The organism is Providencia sp. PROV130, assembly GCF_028482225.1.
Classification (GTDB): domain Bacteria; phylum Pseudomonadota; class Gammaproteobacteria; order Enterobacterales; family Enterobacteriaceae; genus Providencia; species Providencia rettgeri.
In genome coordinates this window covers 350,646-367,241 of record NZ_JAMPQC010000005.1, presented here as the reverse complement: position 1 = coordinate 367,241, position 16,596 = coordinate 350,646, and the positions used below count along the sequence as shown (strand labels likewise).

Genomic DNA, 16,596 nt, shown 5'->3' with positions numbered 1-16,596 from the left:
CAAACTAGTCCTAAACTGGGATTTGATGATTGACTTAGTCCTAAAATGGGACTAGGCTATTTTAATGAAAATCATCTCCCTAAAAACGCTGAAAGATTTTTGGCTAAAATATCCAGAGTCAGAACAACCACTGAAGTCCTGGTTAGATGAAGCGATTAAAGCAACATGGAAAACCCCTTCAGATATCAAAGGAATGTACCGCAGCGCAAGTATTTTAAAGAACAAGCGGGTGGTATTTAATATAAAAGGAAATTGTTATCGGTTAATTGTGGCTATTGCATATCAGCGTGGGTGGATATTCGTTAAATTCATTGGAACTCATGAACAGTATGATCGAGTTGATGCAGAAACGGTGGATTTGGAGTCATGGACATGAAAATTAAACCCATCAGAACAGAGCAAGACTACGAAGCGGCCTTATTGGCTGTTTCTCCTATGTTTGATAATGAGCCCGAGCTAAATACCCCTGAGGGGGATTATTTTGAAGTGATGTGCTTATTAATTGAAGAGTACGAAAAAAGGCATTATCCCATAGAAGCACCAGACCCCATTGAAGCGATTAAATTTCGTATGGAACAACAAGGGCTTACAGTTAAAGATTTAGAGCCTGCAATAGGTAAAGCGAATCGGGTTTATGAAATATTAAATGGTAAACGTAATTTAACGTTACCTATGATCCGACGTTTGCATTATCAGTTTGGTATTCCATTACGCAGCTTAGTCGGGGTGTAGTACTTTTGAAGGAATAGTCTTTTGAATGAATAGTTAAGGTGAACGCCATAGGTGCTATGGCGTTTTAAGACTAACTTTTTATCCTACTCATCATGATGGCATCAACGTATTGCCCGTCACGGAATGCATAATCGCGCATTCTCCCTTCTTCCTCGAAGCCAAATTTTTGATATAAGCCAAGGCCATTATCGTTGAGGGCGAACACTTCCAATTCAATACGGCGCACATTCAGCCAATTGTCACAGTAATCCACCATCACTTGCATCAGTTGTGAGCCAATACCTTTGCCTTGGTGAGCTTCACTGACGGTAATGCCGAAAGTCGCAACATGGCGACGGCGTACTTGGCTCGGTTGGCTGATAACTAGCAAACCCACAACGTCGTCACCAATGGTGGCAACAAACTGAGTGACGAGTGGATCATTTTCCCCGAGGCGAGCTTCCCAGGTTTTTTCTGTTGGGTATGGCAATTGTAAGGTGTTGGCATACGCCGAATAATCAGCGTGCATTTTAGTTATTGCAGGCACATCGTCCAGAGTTGCTCTGCGGATGGTTATGTTATTCATTACTTTTCTCATTATTATTATTTCTAGAATATATTAATCACATTAAAAACATACTATGTCAATGAGATATAAGCGTTATCCTATAAAAATCATGAAATAAAGTGAGTGTATTGCAATCGCTATTTGATATAAAAAACTAATGAGATTCTATACGCTATTTTATTATTTTAAGTGAAAACAAAATAGAAATTGAAGAGGTTGATATGTTATCTGTTAAAAATAAAAATTTTGATGAAAAAAAATATTTAACTATGTCATTGAATGACATGGTAATAGCAATAACCAAAAATCCAAAGGTTTTCGAAGGGAAAAGCGATATCATCATCGATAAAATAAAAACAGCCAAAAACAATGGCGAGAATGGCTGGGCAGAAATAAATAAATCATGGGGTATTGTTGCGAGCGGGAAAGCGAAAGAAAAAATTGATAAGTATTTTAAGAAAGGATTGAAAGTTGATAGAGATACTTCAATAAATAAAAATGTAAAGATAAATATTAGTGATAAAGAGACAACTCTCCAACCTATAGATGTTAAAGATAAGGAAATATCTAGCGCTAAAAATGAATATGAAAGGCGCGATTTTAGTGGGAAGATGGGAGATAAATTTAAACAGGCTGTAAATAAAATGGCGGGTAATATTGAAAGTAAAATGGAGTTAAAAAAAAGTAAGAGGGATGAAGAGAGTAAAAAAATAAATAAGGTTGAATGTGACAGTTTTGATGATTTAATTAATGATTTTAAAACAGGAGAGGCTTTATCTAAGAATGAATTGAGTCATATAAAATTTTTGATGAGTTACATTAGAACAAAAGAACCGATTGGGAATGAAGATGATATAAGAAAGGAACTTGAGAATGTTTTTGTGAAAATTACTAATTCAATAATGAACGATGATAAGAGTAAAGTTCTTCACTTGTATCAAGAACAGCGCTTTCTATCTATATATAACTCATCCTGTCGAGTTGCAACCTACGCGATAGAGTCTTTACTTGAAAAAAAAGGGTTCCAGAAAGAAATAATCACAAAAATTAAAAAATATCTTATTAATTATTCAAATGAGTATTTAGTTAAACTTAAGCTAAACGAATATAAGTATAATGACTACATTAAAAATATAAAGAAATTTTCTGATTTTGATATTTTCAAAGGAGTTGAAAGTATTGATAAAATAATTTTTCTCAAGGGTATTCTCTCTGAAAATAAGTTTACCAGTGAGGGTAGGCGATTTTTAACAAAATTGAGTGATAATTTAAAGGATGAAAAGATTATTGACTTTATAAAAGAGAAAATGAATTTAGATGTTGAATTTTTGAAATCTGAATATGATAGTAAATGTTTCGAAGAAAAAAATAAAATTATAGATGCTGCTATTGCTAGAATTAAATCAATGCTAATAATAAAATCAATATCTAAAAATATTGTAGACTCTGTGGTTGAAATTATTAATGGAAAAAGAATCAACGCAAATATAGAAACATTTCTTTCTAAAATTGATTTGATTGTAAATATTCTTAAGTATAAAAGAATTAAGGCAAATAAAATTGCTAGTGATATTGAACACTATCTGGATATTTCAATGGATAAACTAAAACTAGAGGTTGAAATAGCGAAATCTAAAGAAATATCATTCAAAGAACGCATGTTTTCATTATTTAATAACTTAAATAATCGAATGTTAAATTTTATCTATAACGTAAGGCATTCATTTAAATAATGGTACGGTTGATGTGGCTATGGAAACCAACAGCTTGATGAATAAAGCTGTTGGTTTTTCTGATATCAAGGCGTCATCATAAATACTTTTGAATTTCGCCCTAAATACTGACGAGCCAAGTGGTTAATATCCTCAACCGTAAGTTGACGAATAATATCGTGTTCTTGGTTTAAACGCTGATATTGCCCATCATCGGCGGCAACTTGAGCCAGCGCTTCAGTCCAATAACTAGAACTATCAGTGACTTGTGAATTTTCTGTCAGCCAAATATTTTTTGCTTCGGTTAACTCTTTTTCACTCACACCTGTTTGACGAATTTGCCCAATCGTTTTTTGGGCGATTTGCGTCATTTCTTCAGCACGCTCAGGTGACGTGGTGAAATTCAAGCGAGCGAGGTAATAAGGTTGCGGTTTTTTCGCTAACATCTGTGAAAAACCTAATGCATAGATCCCGCTGGCTTTTTCACGTAATTCGCCGCGCAGACGTTGGCTCACAATGGTATCAATAAGTTGAATTGCTAAGCTATCTTGTTGGCTCCACACGGCGGGTGAGGCGAATTGAATGCTGACCATGCTTTTATCACTGCTACTGATGGGATATGTTTTATTAAAGCTGGCCATTTTTGGCATGATCCCTTGGTCACGAGATACCAGTTTTTGGTTAGTCGCGGGCAAAGATGCGACCCATTTTTCCAACAATGGCTTGAGGTCACGGTTACTGACGGCTCCGCTGATCACCAGTGTCATATCTGCTGTTGACGTGAGTAATTGGCGGTTGGCTTGCTGCAACTGTTGAGCCGTAAATTGTTGCCAGCTACCCTGCGGATTGATCACTAAAAATTCACCATGGTTATAGCTTTCTTGGTTAATTTTATCGAGGAATGTGCGTTCTACCGGCGTTTTCGAGAGGTTCAAAGCAAAAGATTGTTTTTGTTGCTCTAGTTTTTCGCCACTAAATTGAGGTGCTGTTAGCTTCAAGTTGAGTAGCTGTAGAGCTGTTTCGAGATTATCGACAGGGGTTTTTCCACGAAAACCATGCGTGAGTAATTCACTGTATGGGCGAACGCTAATTTGGTTTTGTTTTGCCAGTAAAGCCAGATCGCGAGCGCTGTAGTTCCCATAACCGCTGCTTTCAGGAAGTTTTAATGCCCAATCGGTTAAACCTGCCGTTTGTTGTGTTTCTAACGAGCGACCACCGGGTAATTGCAAGTTAAATTGAATATCATCTTTCAGGTTTTTATCTGTTTTAACAATTACTTGAATACCATTGCTTAATATCCAATGCTCTGTTTTATCAACGGGTAATTTGGCTTGCTCAACAATAGTGCCTTTTGCCACTTCAGGCAGACGCAAGGTAATCGCTTTTGAGCGCAACGTAAATGGCCCTGGTGAGCTTTGACGAGCGTTGAGCCATTGGGTACTAAATGCTGATTTATCCACGGATTGTGCATCGGTATCTGGACCAATTAAAGCCAAACGCGGGGAGGCAACTTGGAGGAATTTTGCAACATGCTGTTGTAAATCTTGCGGTTTTACATTTTTGATTAGTTGATAGCTACTGTCTAATTGTTGGCGTTTATTCCACATTGGCATATCGTATTCAAGGGCTGTCGTCAATTGACCCGCTAAATACTCATTGCTGTAACGTTGTTCTGAAGCGGCTTGCAGGCTAAATTTTTTCAACATGGTTTGCTTTGCAGAATCCAGTTCTTCTTGGGTAACTGGCTCAGTAGCAAGGCGTTGCAGCTCTGTAAATAAAATCTCAGTCGCACCTTGGTAATCATTGCCTTTGGGGTGGATGATCATCAACTGTTGTAAGCGCTGGTTATCTAACATTGCCCCTTGTTCATTGATGCTAATTGACGGTAAAACGCCGTTATCTACCATGACGGAGAAACGCTGGTTTAAAATGGCTAACCAGAGGTTATCGAGTAAATCTTCGGACTGCCCTAAGCGCGTATTTAGCGGTGCGCTAACATCCTTTTGTAAGGCAAATTGCACATAACGCGCCCCTTGCTCTTTATCAAACACGCCTTGCACTAACATATTGTTTGAATGGGCAAATTGTTTCCACTGTGGGTTATCTTCTGCCACTTTTTCGGGTTTAGGGAGCGAAAATAAATTATCAACCTGATTGCGTACAGATGAACTATTGAAATCACCAATAATTAATAGCGACATTCGCTGAGGTTGATACCATGTTTGATAATAGTTTTTTGCTTGCTCAATCGGGGCATTGCGTACCACATCTAATGAACCTATCGGGTTGCGATCGACGTATCGGCTACCGTGGTAACGTAATTTTTCTAAACTATCATTGATGCGATAGCCCATCCCTTGGCGTAAGCGCCACTCTTCAACAATGACAGGGCGTTCTTTTTCAAAGGCGTCTTGGTCAAATGTCATATTTGATGCCCAATCAGCCATCACTTGTAAGCCCGTGGCGACTTGTGCTGTCGTGGCTTCAGGGAGTGATAATTTATATAGTGTGGAATTTAAACTGGTGATCGCATTAACATGGCTACCGAGTTTAAGCCCTTGGTGTTCAAGCTGTTTGAACCCCGTGGTTCCCGGAAAATGTTTGGTGCCTTTAAACGCCATATGTTCAGTAAAGTGCGCGAGGCCAAGTTGCTGTTCATTTTCTTGCAGTGAACCACTACTGACCAACAAACGCAGTTCAACTCCGGGTTGATTGCGTTGTAGAAGGTAAACTTGCAGTCCATTTTCGAGTTGATAGTGTTGCAGGTCACCACGCACGGGTAATAGCGAGGTTGAATTTTGGCTCACAGATGGGCTGCTTGTGCAGCCACCGAGCAGAATGCTTACCAGTGTGGCGAAGGTAATTTTACGAAGCATATTCAGGCGTTCCTGTATTTAAGGATTTTTCACTCGCAGGTTCAACGAGCAATATTTGTTGTTCCGCAAATTGAGCAACGAAGCTCTGATGGCTAACCAAAACAATGGCGCTGTCATGCAACTCAGCTTTCAATAGAGCGAGGAGCTCTAATGCGCTGTTTTCATCAAGGGCGGAGGTGGTTTCATCCAATAACAGTAGTTTTGGTCGGTTGAGCAATAAACGTGCGAACATAATGCGCTGTTGTTCCCCACCAGATAAGCGGTTGTTCCAATCGGTTTCGAGTGCGAGTTGATGATGCAGTTTTTCTAACCCGACTAACATCAAAGCATATTGAAAATCTTGCTGACTAAATTGGGATGTCGCTTTGGGATAAGCCAATAAGCTATCAAGCCGACTAATTGGTAAATAGAGGCGTTGTGGGATCCACATTACTTTTTCTGTTCGGCTGATAGTGCCGTTGAAGAAAGGCCAGTGACCACTTAGCGTGCGTAATAAGGTAGATTTACCAATGCCAGAACGGCCACTAATCAAGGTTAACTCGCCTTGTTTGACGGTTATATTCACGGAATTAATTAAGCAGCGGTTATCTGCGGTAGAAACGGATAATTTAGCGACCAAAGGTGGTGATTTTTCGTCGATAGTAACCACCGCTTTGTTATCGTTTTCCAATAAAACCACAAAGTTGTATAAACGAGAGACTGTAGCTTGCCATGCGGCGATTTCTTTATAGGCAAAAATAAACCAACCGAGTGAAGTGGCAACACTGGTAAAGGCTTGGCGCAATTGCATTAAGCCACCTAACATAATTTCACCCGCAAGGAATTTAGGAAGTGCGAGTAATACAGGCGCTAAGGCGGTGACTTGTTGGTAACCCACTGTGTAGAAAGAGAGGTTCCGCTCACAACGGATCAGGCGGTTCCAGTTGCTGATAATTTCACCAAAGCGCCCCATCAGCTCTTTTCTATCTTGAGTTTCACCACGCTGCCCTGCAATGGCATCACCATGTTGGCGGCAATTAATTAATGAGCTACGGTAATCCGCTTCGCGGCGCTGTTTATCCATATGCAAGCGACGTAGCGGAAAACCTATCCATTGGGTGAGGGCGATACCAATCAAGGTGTAAATGATACAGGCCCAGAACATATAGCCGGGGATGGTCCAGTCGCTATTAGCAAAATTAAACGACAGGCTGCCAGACAATGTCCAAAGAATGGCTGCAAATGAAATCAGCGTTAACATTGAGTGGAGGAATGTCACCACTAAATTTAATGTCGATTCAATCAGTAAACGAATATCTTCGGCAATACGTTGGTCTGGGTTATCTGGCTCTTGTGATGTCAGCCTTAATAGGTAATGTTTGCTGTTTGGCGATAACCAACGGCCAAGTACTTGCTCGGTCATGCCTTTGCGCCAGCGGATAATCAGCATTTGTTTTAGGTAATTACCCATAACAACGACAAAAATTAGCCCGCTGACTAAAATCACAAAGTATTGCAATAAGCCATACAGCGCTTGGCCGTCGAGTTTTTGTAGGGCGTTATAAAAATCCCCATTCCACATGTTCATTTTGACGTTGAACCAAACCGAGGACAACGTGAGCCCGAGTGAGGCAAACAGCAGTATCCAGCACAAAAGGGCAGCACGCTGCCCCCAAAAAGGTTTTACTAAATAGAAAAATTGTTTCAGTGTCTTCATGACGTTTTATTCATTTGTTGTTTTATTTTAATGGCTTATATTTTTTAAATTGCTCACATTGCTGGTGGATTACAGGTCGTAATTGACTTGTAACCAGAACTGACGGCCCGGATCGTAGGACTTCAATACTCGGTCTTCAAAGACAAAGCGGTCAGCAACATTTTTATTGTTAAGGATATTGTTCACTTCGACTGAGAAGCCAAAACCGTGAGCGAATTCAGGTTTCCAGCCAAGACGGGTATCCCACGTATATTTACTGGAGAAATGCTGCTTGGTGTACTTACGAACTTGTCCATATTCAGGGTCGACTGCGTAGGCGTTATCGTAGCGAACTGCTTGGTCTCGGGCTCCCCACCATTGTAGGCGGTTGTACCAAGTTAGGTCATAATCGTCCCAAACACTGGTCAGTTCTAAGTTAAATTTGAACGGAGAGTTAAAGCTGGTTGAAGGCAATTTTGATGCGTCAATAATTTTGCCGTCATACCAAACTTTGTTTAGATTGACTTTATTGGCTGGGTCAAATGAGTTATAACCCGAATCTTTCGGGGTATTACTTTCACTTTGTTGCCATGTAAGTGATGCTGTCATTACATGGGAAGCATCTGCCCACTCCCAAGGTTGGCTGTTATTAACGGAAAGGGTTACGGTATCGTGTGAGCTACGGCCGCCATTGTCGTACATCCGAATACTACGTTTATCAGCATCACGGGTGTCATATTTGGTACGAGTTCTGACTTCGTCATACCCTTCACGGTGTACATATTGTAGACGCCATGTGGTTGAAAGGATTTCTTGTTGTAAGGCAAGGGTAAGTTCATCATTATATGGTGTTTTTAGTGAATCTATGCCTTCGTAATCTTTTTGGTTATCCCAATCGTTTAAATTTGGATCTAATGAACAGCCCCAATTACAGTTTTGCATACCTGCATTTTGTGCACCATATAAGGCATAGGTTAGCATTGAACGGCCATAATAACGGTTAGCACCAGCGATCAATAACGTTGAGTTGTCGCCAAAAATGTCATATGAACCAGAAAGTCGAGGGGCAATATTTGTGCGACTCACAAAGTCATCACGATCTAAACGAATGCCTGGACGTAGTGTTAATTTGCCATATTGTAAGTTGTCATCAAGAAATAATGCGTAGTTAGTGTAATCTGCAGAGTGCTTACCTGCTTGGAACCGAGTGACATTGGCAAGTTGGCCATTCCAATAATCATTTTTGTCAATGACGCCTGAATAGTTATAACGATAAAAATCACTATCTCGTTTATATGTCCCTTTAGTATAGCTGAGCTCACTACCAATAGTCGGTTTATGCGTAATACCTAACCCATCTTCCATTGAGGTGAATCTCATAACTGCTTTTGCTGTTTGGCTATTTTGTTCAGAGATTAAATCACCTTGTCCACCACTACGTAGGTATTTCCGGTTATCCCAGTTATAGTCAGAGTCCATTGCAAGAACTTCGACATAATAATTTTGGTCATTGACCCGTTCATCTTTTAGTTGCTGAGTACTTGCTGTTAGTTCTAACTGACCAACTTCAAATTGATGTTTGAAAACGCCTGTAAAACCTAAACCTTTATGTGTACTGTCATAGCCTGAATTCATGATAGTGGAAGTAAATAAGCGGCTATCATAATCAGCATAGTTTGTAGAAAGATCTAAGGAGCTTTTATCAGAGAGATCAATGGTATATTTCAAAAAGTAGTTATCAGAAATCCTTTTTTGATCTTTTTTTCCAGTTAGACCATCCGTCATTTCCAATTCACCATCGCCATTGATCATTGCGGCGCCATCATTGGCGAGCGTCATCGGGATAGTCGAACTACGACGTGAGGCCGAGAATACGAGCCCTGAATTTTCACTCACCCCTAATTCAAACCAGCCACCAAAGTCATTTTTATCGTAGCGGTTTTGGAAACGCGCAGGGTTAGCCGTATCATTTTTAGTGGTATCGATGCTTTGTGATGAATCGTGGAACAGGTTATTCCAACCGGAGCGAGTTAAGCGGTAATAGGCATGGGCACTATTTTCCCCTTGCCAGCGGCGGCTATTGACTTCAACAGTTCCCCCTGTGAACCCACCGAATTCGACAGGAATGTTATTGTCATACACTGTCATGCTGTCGATCAGACGGCTATCGATGTAGATCCCTTGGTCGCTACTGCTCAGACGGGTCGCTGTTTCGCCGAGACCACTATCTGCGGGGTCAAAATCATTGTTAAAACTAACACCATCAAGGCGATAAGCATTTTGGTAGCTGCTTGAGCCGTGGATTGAAATGCGGGAAGGCTTGATTTCCCCTTGGTTCATCGAGTTACTGTCATTGTTTGCAAATTGGACAGCAGGGTTAGTTTTCATTAAATCGGTGATATTGCCATCACCGGTATTTTTCTGGCTAATCTCTTCTGACGTTACATATTGCGGTGCTGACATAACATCTGTCGCAGGATGGTTCTGAACAACGCCAGAGACTTGAGTTTCCGGTAATACCAATGTGCCTTGGCTTAAATTTTGCTGACGAATAACGAAAACGCCATTTTCATTGACTAGCTCTAAACCGCTACCGATGAGTATTTTTTGTAATGCGGTTTGTGCGGAGTAGTTGCCAGACAAGGCCGGTGCGCGTAAGCCATTTAACTGACCTTTATCATAAATCAATTGGATTTGCCCTTGGCGGCTAATTTCAGCAACGGATTTATCCAGTGATTGTTCTGGTAGTGAAAATGCGAGTTCTTGTGCTGATGCAGACTGACAAACAATGGCGCTACTCACCGCAATAGCAAGGGCGAGCGGCCTTAATCGGCTTTGAGTAAACTGAATAGACATGGTTATCCCTTATTCTTAAGCTGCACAAAAAGCGTGCGAAAATAGGTCAGCAAAATGATGACTAGTTAAGAAGAGGGTGAAATGAGAATTATCCTCACCTGCAAATGAAAATATTTTTTATTTATTTTTTTTGTTTTGGATAATCAATACGTTATTTTTATCGCGATAGACGACTTGTACCGGAAGTAATGAAGGAAGGGCCTGAAAAAACTGTTCTGGCTGATGGGTATTGATGCGACCTGAGATTTTACTCTTCGCTAATTGAGCGGGAGAAAGCTCGATATTTATCGATGAGTAGTTTTTAAGTTCGTCGAGGACTTCTGAAAGTGGTTTATCAACAAAAACAAACTCACCAAAACGCCAACGAGCCACATCTAGCGGGTTGATGTGTTGGCGAGCGATTGGGCTGTTCGGCGACTGACTGACTGCACTGTCACCAGCAAGTAGGAAAACGGGTTGTTTGCTTGCGGCATCTTCAAAGCTGACAATGCCTTGGCTGACATTCACAGCAACTTGCTGAGCCACTTTGTTAACTTCAAATTCGGTTCCTACCACTTGAATTCGCCGGTTATCAGCTTGAACAACAAAAGGGCGATAAGGGTTGGATTTGACTTTAAAGTAAACATTTCCCTGTTCTAGGTACAGGTTACGCACTGGAGTTTCATAGGCGACATGAATACGGGTATTGCGGTTAAGAAACAGCTGGGAACCATCAGGCAATGTGACTTCTTTAGGCGTATCCGTTGCCACTAACGTCATATTATTGAGTAACATCGCAGGCAAGTGGCTGTAAGGCAAAAACAAAATAGCTGCAATAAAAAATGCCGCTAAGGTATTGCCCAAAGGGCGCCATAAGCGAAAAAAAGGGCGTTTTTCTTTCGGAATTATTGTGCTAGCAGGGCGCGGCATATCATCAAAATCACGCCATAGCTCAGCAATGGCATCATACGCTTTTGCATGTTCAGGTGATGCTGCAACCCATTGTTTGAATTGCTCAGTTTCAAGGGCATTGATGCGTTGGCTATGCATGCGGGTAAACCACAGCGCGGCTTCTTCATCAATGCGGCTTTCATCATCTGATGTTTGCAAAGAGTCGTGTGTCATTACGAATTATTGCCCTGATTATCAAGGTGTTTTTTACAGTGAACAAGCGCTGCCGCAATATGTTTTTCCACCATACTGATTGAAATTTCCATTCGCTCAGCAATCTCACTTTGAGATAAGCCATCAAAACGATACAGCAAAAATGCTTCTCGTCGACGGGGGGGTAACGTTTCAAGTGCTTCGCTCAGCCGTTGGATCCGTTGCTGATGTTCCAAGATTTCACTAGGATCAGCTTGGCTCTGTTCAAAATGTGGCTCATGAGTAACGTCATCAATGGATGTCTCTGATTTAGTTTGGCGTTGGTTACGTCGCCAATGGTCAATCAAAACATGATTCGCAATTTTAAACAGATAAGCGCGGCTCTCTTTTACAGGCGTTTGTTCTTTACGGTTTAGCCATAGTGTAAACACATCCTGTGATAAATCATCAGCATCATTGCTGTTATCTAGCCGACTGCGGAAAAAGCGCACAAGTTGGCTATATGTTGACTGATACGCACCGCTAATTTTACGGGCAAGAGATTTATCAATAGTCATTTTACTGGTGTTAATGTCATAAAAGAGCACTATTGTGCTGATTAATAATCTGCTCAGATTACTTTTTTATTTAAATCAATAATTTATTTTAATAATTGCGTTTTTACTAATAATAATGAATATCATTTTTGTTTGTATTATGCCTATAATCTGCAAAAAATAAAGTCGTGAGGCAGAATATGAGCAGTATGACGGGTCAGTTAGAGCGCCCGATTTTCCGTCCACTAGGCGGTTTGGTTTTAAGTTGTCTTTTCCATGGAACACTGGCAATCATTTTTATCGGATGGTTTACCTCTTCAATTCCTAAGACTGGGGTATTACCACCCGCTATCTCGTTGCAGCTGGGTGTTTATCAGCTTGAACAGCAGGCTGAGCCTGAAATCAATCATGCCCCTAAACAACAAATGACGACACGTGAGGAATCATTGCCTGAAGTTGTTGAAAAGGTGGATAAATTACCTGAAACTGCGATCGTAGATAATGGCACATTGACGAAAGTCAGTGAGAAAAAACGACCACCGAAAAAGAAAATTCCACAAGAGAAAAAAGTCATCGAAGAAGCACCTGTTACCATGCAGGAGTCGACGGTAACTTCCGCCCCTGCATCAGGGAGCGAATCCAGTAGCAGTGCGAATTTTTCCAGTAATGCGTCTGCGGCAGTGAGTGGGCACCAAGGTTGGCAAAGTGAGGTTCATCAGCGGATAGCCAAAACCAAACGCTATCCACGTGCAGCACTGCGTTTCCGCTCAACTGGGGTCTCTCATATTCGTGTGGTTTTGGACAAGAAAGGTGAGGTTATTGCTGCCAGTTTATTGAATTCATCCGGTACGAAAATACTGGATAAAGAAGCATTGGCAACCATTTCACGTGCTGCGCCTTTTCCTGTGCCACCAGAGACATTACTAGTCGATGGCCGGGTCGAGTTTATTGCACCAATCGTGTTTGATACAACCTCTATTTAAATTTAACTCAATAGCCCTTTTTAGGGCTATTTATCAGATGAGCTTGGCTTATTTTTTGGGGCAGGCCGTTTAGGGCGATAAGGTCGAGGTTCTTTCTTTCGTTTCAAACGTGCTGGCTTAGTAGCTGGCGTCCCTTTGTTCTCTTGCTTGCCATCTTCATTACTGTTGTCATCTCCATTATCATCTTGATTTTCCTCTGTATTAACGACAAGTGGAGGCGCTTGCTTGTGGCCTTTCTTTTTCTTTAAACGCAGTAATGTATTCGCTAAAACGAAACCAATACACAAAGAAAGTAGAATAAAAATTCGCAATACATTGGTACTGTTATCTGCTTGTTGAATTTCGGCTGAAAGGAGCTCTGTATCAATCGTCAAGCGTAAATAGCCTTTTGGCTCTTTTGTACCTTGGATGGGAACAACAAGCTGGTATTGAAAGTTTTGTAGTGATGAGCTGTCATCTATGGCGAGCCGTTCTTTTACCGTGGTAGGCTCTCCGACTTGAGTGACCAATGTGCCGCTAGCGGTATAAATACTGGCATCTAAAATATACCTATCTTTCACCACGTTATTTAAATTGGCATTAATGCGCTCTAAGTTAAAATCTTTACTGCCTGGAACAATATAATCAGATAAGCTGAAGGCGACTTGTTCAGCAAGAACATAAGTCAATTGTTTAAATTGCTCAATTCTGCCTTGGTTTTGGCTATTTCCTAAATAAGAAATACCATGCATCAGTAAGGTTACCAGCGCAACGCAGATAACGATAATCACTGTTTTGTGGAGCCTAAAGGTAAGTTTCATTGCTTTATTGGTGCTCTCGACTTATTTTGAGTATAAAAATGTCGTTATACTTCAGGTAGTATGGGATTATCTTCAGTTTTAGCAGTAAACACATAAGGTCACAAAGCCTTAAAATTGAGTATAGTGGCTTCGTTCGGCTGCTCGCAACTTATCATTATAAAAAAGTTTTTTCGATTACAGGAGCTAATTTTCATGTCAACGAGTTTGACCTATTGTTATCTACCCGACGAAATCCAAAAATGGCCGGGGTTGCCATTGTCGTTAAGTGGTGAAGAAGTGATGCCATTGGATTATCGTGCAGGTGACAGTGGGTGGTTACTATATGGCCGCGGCTTAGATAAAGCGCGGATCAGTAATTTCCAACAGCGATTAGGGATCGCTATTGTGATTGTATCTTCATGGCGTATTGATGATTACCAAGTAGTCAGGATCGCTGGAAGTATTACACCTCGAATTAAAAAACTCGCTGACGAATGTTTATTAGATGTGGTGCCATTAGGGCAAATACCACGTTTGCGTTCACCGGGCCTATTACTGATGGATATGGACTCGACCGCCATTCAGATTGAATGTATCGATGAAATTGCTCGCTTAGCAGGGGTGGGAGAGCAGGTTGCAGAAGTGACCGAGCGAGCCATGCTAGGGGAACTCGATTTTACGGAAAGTTTACGAGCAAGAGTCAGCTTACTTGAAGGCGCTGATGCCGCTATTCTTGACCAAGTGATGGAAACATTGCCTTTAATGCCGGGCTTAACGAACCTCGTACGTAAGTTACAAGCGATGAATTGGCACATTGCGATAGCATCTGGTGGCTTTACTTTCTTTGCTAATAACTTGCAACAGCGTTTGAAACTTGTGGCAGCGGTTGCTAATCAACTTGAAGTCAAAAATGGCAAGTTAACGGGCAAAGTTAAAGGCCCAATTGTAGATGCGAAATATAAAGCGCAAACCTTGGTTAAATTGGCTGAAAAACTGGAAATTCCCATTGAACAAACGGTGGCGATCGGTGATGGGGCAAATGACCTGAAGATGATCCGTAAAGCGGGGCTGGGTATTGCGTATCATGCGAAACCAAAGGTGTATGCAAGGGCGAAGGTCGCTATTCGTCATGCAGATCTGATGGGGGTGATGTGTGTGTTGAGCGGGGGCCTCAAACACGAAGAACGCTAAATATTCTTCATATTTCGTGCTGTGGCGGTGTTGGCTGCACTCGGCTGCTTGGGTCACATACTTGTGTATGCTCCCCAAGACATCCTCTTTTGCCGCCTAGCCACAACCCGAACTATTTTGAATATTAAGCTAAATTAGTATTCAAAATTTTAAGAAAATTTAGAGTACTGTGGTTCGTCGGTTGTAATACAGAATAATTTTCAGAGGAGTTTGCTGTGGCGAAAGGGGTTAAAAGGGCGTTTGTCTGTAATGATTGCGGGGCAGATTATCCGCGTTGGCAAGGGCAATGCAGTGCGTGCCATGCATGGAATACCATTACGGAAGTGCGTCTGGCCTCAACAAGCTCTGCATCGCGTACTGACCGCTTAACGGGCTATGCAGGAAATGCGGCTGGGGTCAGTAAGGTTCAGAAATTATCTGAAATCAGCCTCGAAGAACTGCCTCGTTTTACCACCGGTTTTAAAGAGTTTGACCGCGTACTCGGTGGCGGAGTCGTACCAGGTAGTGCCATCCTCATTGGGGGGAACCCGGGAGCGGGTAAAAGTACCTTATTGCTACAAACCATGTGCTTGTTATCGCGTGAAATGAAAACCTTGTATGTGACAGGGGAAGAGTCTCTTCAACAAGTGGCGATGCGAGCCCACCGTTTAGGGCTACCGACTGACTCACTCAATATGTTGTCAGAAACCAGTATTGAGCAAATTTGCTTAACTGCGGAGCAAGAGCAGCCCAAACTGATGGTAATAGACTCTATCCAAGTGATGCATATGGCCGATATTCAATCATCACCGGGCAGTGTGGCACAAGTCAGGGAAACCGCGGCTTATCTTACCCGTTTTGCGAAAACGCGCGGAGTGGCCATCATTATGGTCGGTCACGTCACCAAAGATGGCTCATTGGCAGGGCCAAAAGTCCTCGAACATTGTATTGACTGCTCTATTATGCTAGATGGCGATGCGGATAACCGCTTCCGTACCTTACGTAGCCATAAGAACCGTTTCGGGGCGGTCAATGAATTAGGCGTGTTTGCCATGACAGAACAAGGGCTCAAAGAAGTGAGTAACCCCTCAGCAATCTTCTTAAGCCGTGGTGATGAAATCACATCAGGTAGTTCGGTAATGGTAGTTTGGGAGGGAACAAGACCGCTGCTGGTGGAAATCCAAGCGCTCGTCGACCATTCTATGATGTCGAATCCACGGCGTGTTGCGGTCGGGCTTGAACAAAACCGTTTAGCCATTTTATTGGCCGTATTACACCGCCACGGTGGTTTGCAAATGTCAGACCAAGATGTTTTTGTTAATGTTGTGGGGGGCGTTAAAGTCACAGAAACTAGTGCTGACTTAGCACTGTTACTTTCCCTCGTTTCCAGCTTCCGCGACCGTCCATTACCCCGTGATCTGGTGGTATTTGGTGAAGTTGGGCTCGCAGGGGAAATTCGTCCAGTTCCAAGTGGGCAAGAACGTATCTCTGAAGCAGCAAAACATGGTTTTAAACGCGCTATCGTGCCTCATGCGAATATGCCCAAAAAATCACCACCCGACATGAAAGTGTATGGTGTGAAGAAATTAGCAGACGCATTAAGTATTTTGGATGAGTTATAAGCTTTTAATTTAGGGTAAAAGGAAA

General features: G+C 41.7%; 13 protein-coding genes. 6 read left to right on the top strand and 7 right to left on the bottom strand.

Features of this window, described 5'->3' with window-relative positions:
• The first annotated feature begins 64 nt into the window (after nt 1-64).
• Nucleotides 65-376 carry a type II toxin-antitoxin system HigB family toxin gene (locus tag PSF28_RS05545; protein WP_210837061.1) on the top strand — a complete coding sequence of 104 codons (312 nt, stop codon included), beginning with the start codon at nt 65-67 and terminating at the stop codon, nt 374-376.
• Nucleotides 373-732, top strand: a complete 360-nt coding sequence (locus PSF28_RS05540; protein WP_272684757.1) for a helix-turn-helix domain-containing protein — start codon at nt 373-375, stop codon at nt 730-732. The genes PSF28_RS05545 and PSF28_RS05540 overlap by 4 nt, the downstream gene beginning before the upstream one ends.
• A 70-nt stretch (nt 733-802) precedes the next feature.
• Here PSF28_RS05540 and PSF28_RS05535 read toward each other — a convergent pair whose 3' ends face one another.
• Nucleotides 803-1,297 (bottom strand): GNAT family N-acetyltransferase, encoded by a 495-nt coding sequence (locus PSF28_RS05535; RefSeq protein ID WP_272684756.1) that lies wholly within the window; start codon nt 1,295-1,297, stop codon nt 803-805.
• Between the two features lie 203 nt (nt 1,298-1,500).
• Here PSF28_RS05535 and PSF28_RS05530 point away from each other — a divergent pair, with 203 nt between their 5' ends.
• Nucleotides 1,501-3,012, top strand: a complete 1,512-nt coding sequence (locus PSF28_RS05530) for a hypothetical protein (protein WP_004905723.1) — start codon at nt 1,501-1,503, stop codon at nt 3,010-3,012.
• Between the two features lie 65 nt (nt 3,013-3,077).
• Here PSF28_RS05530 and PSF28_RS05525 read toward each other — a convergent pair whose 3' ends face one another.
• The 5 genes from PSF28_RS05525 to PSF28_RS05505 form a co-directional block, all read right to left on the bottom strand.
• On the bottom strand, nt 3,078-5,867 hold the full coding sequence (locus tag PSF28_RS05525; RefSeq protein WP_272684755.1) for a M16 family metallopeptidase: 2,790 nt from the start codon (nt 5,865-5,867) through the stop codon (nt 3,078-3,080).
• Nucleotides 5,857-7,563 (bottom strand): ABC transporter ATP-binding protein/permease, encoded by a 1,707-nt coding sequence (locus tag PSF28_RS05520; RefSeq protein ID WP_272684754.1) that lies wholly within the window; start codon nt 7,561-7,563, stop codon nt 5,857-5,859. Before PSF28_RS05520 ends, PSF28_RS05525 begins: the two co-directional genes overlap by 11 nt.
• 69 nt (nt 7,564-7,632) lie before the next feature.
• Nucleotides 7,633-10,398, bottom strand: coding sequence for a secretin and TonB N-terminal domain-containing protein (locus PSF28_RS05515; RefSeq protein ID WP_272684753.1), 2,766 nt, complete (start codon nt 10,396-10,398; stop codon nt 7,633-7,635).
• A 117-nt stretch (nt 10,399-10,515) separates the two neighbouring features.
• Nucleotides 10,516-11,502 carry a FecR family protein gene (locus PSF28_RS05510; RefSeq protein ID WP_210838160.1) on the bottom strand — a complete coding sequence of 329 codons (987 nt, stop codon included), beginning with the start codon at nt 11,500-11,502 and terminating at the stop codon, nt 10,516-10,518.
• Nucleotides 11,502-12,038, bottom strand: coding sequence for an RNA polymerase sigma factor (locus tag PSF28_RS05505; protein ID WP_115168249.1), 537 nt, complete (start codon nt 12,036-12,038; stop codon nt 11,502-11,504). The genes PSF28_RS05510 and PSF28_RS05505 overlap by 1 nt, the downstream gene beginning before the upstream one ends.
• A 179-nt stretch (nt 12,039-12,217) precedes the next feature.
• Between PSF28_RS05505 and PSF28_RS05500 the strand changes: the two genes are divergently transcribed.
• A complete protein-coding gene (locus tag PSF28_RS05500; RefSeq protein ID WP_210838162.1) occupies nt 12,218-13,000 on the top strand; it encodes an energy transducer TonB in 783 nt (260 codons plus the stop codon).
• 26 nt (nt 13,001-13,026) lie between these two features.
• Here PSF28_RS05500 and PSF28_RS05495 read toward each other — a convergent pair whose 3' ends face one another.
• Nucleotides 13,027-13,770, bottom strand: a complete 744-nt coding sequence (locus PSF28_RS05495; protein WP_442958800.1) for an AhpA/YtjB family protein — start codon at nt 13,768-13,770, stop codon at nt 13,027-13,029.
• A 222-nt stretch (nt 13,771-13,992) separates the two neighbouring features.
• On the opposite strand from PSF28_RS05495, the gene serB reads away from it, so the two are divergent.
• Complete coding sequence (gene serB, locus PSF28_RS05490; protein WP_004914755.1) at nt 13,993-14,970, top strand: phosphoserine phosphatase; 978 nt, start codon at nt 13,993-13,995, stop codon at nt 14,968-14,970.
• Nucleotides 14,971-15,185: 215 nt separating this feature from the next.
• Nucleotides 15,186-16,571, top strand: a complete 1,386-nt coding sequence (gene radA / locus PSF28_RS05485; protein ID WP_210838169.1) for a DNA repair protein RadA — start codon at nt 15,186-15,188, stop codon at nt 16,569-16,571.
• Nucleotides 16,572-16,596 lie beyond the last annotated feature (25 nt).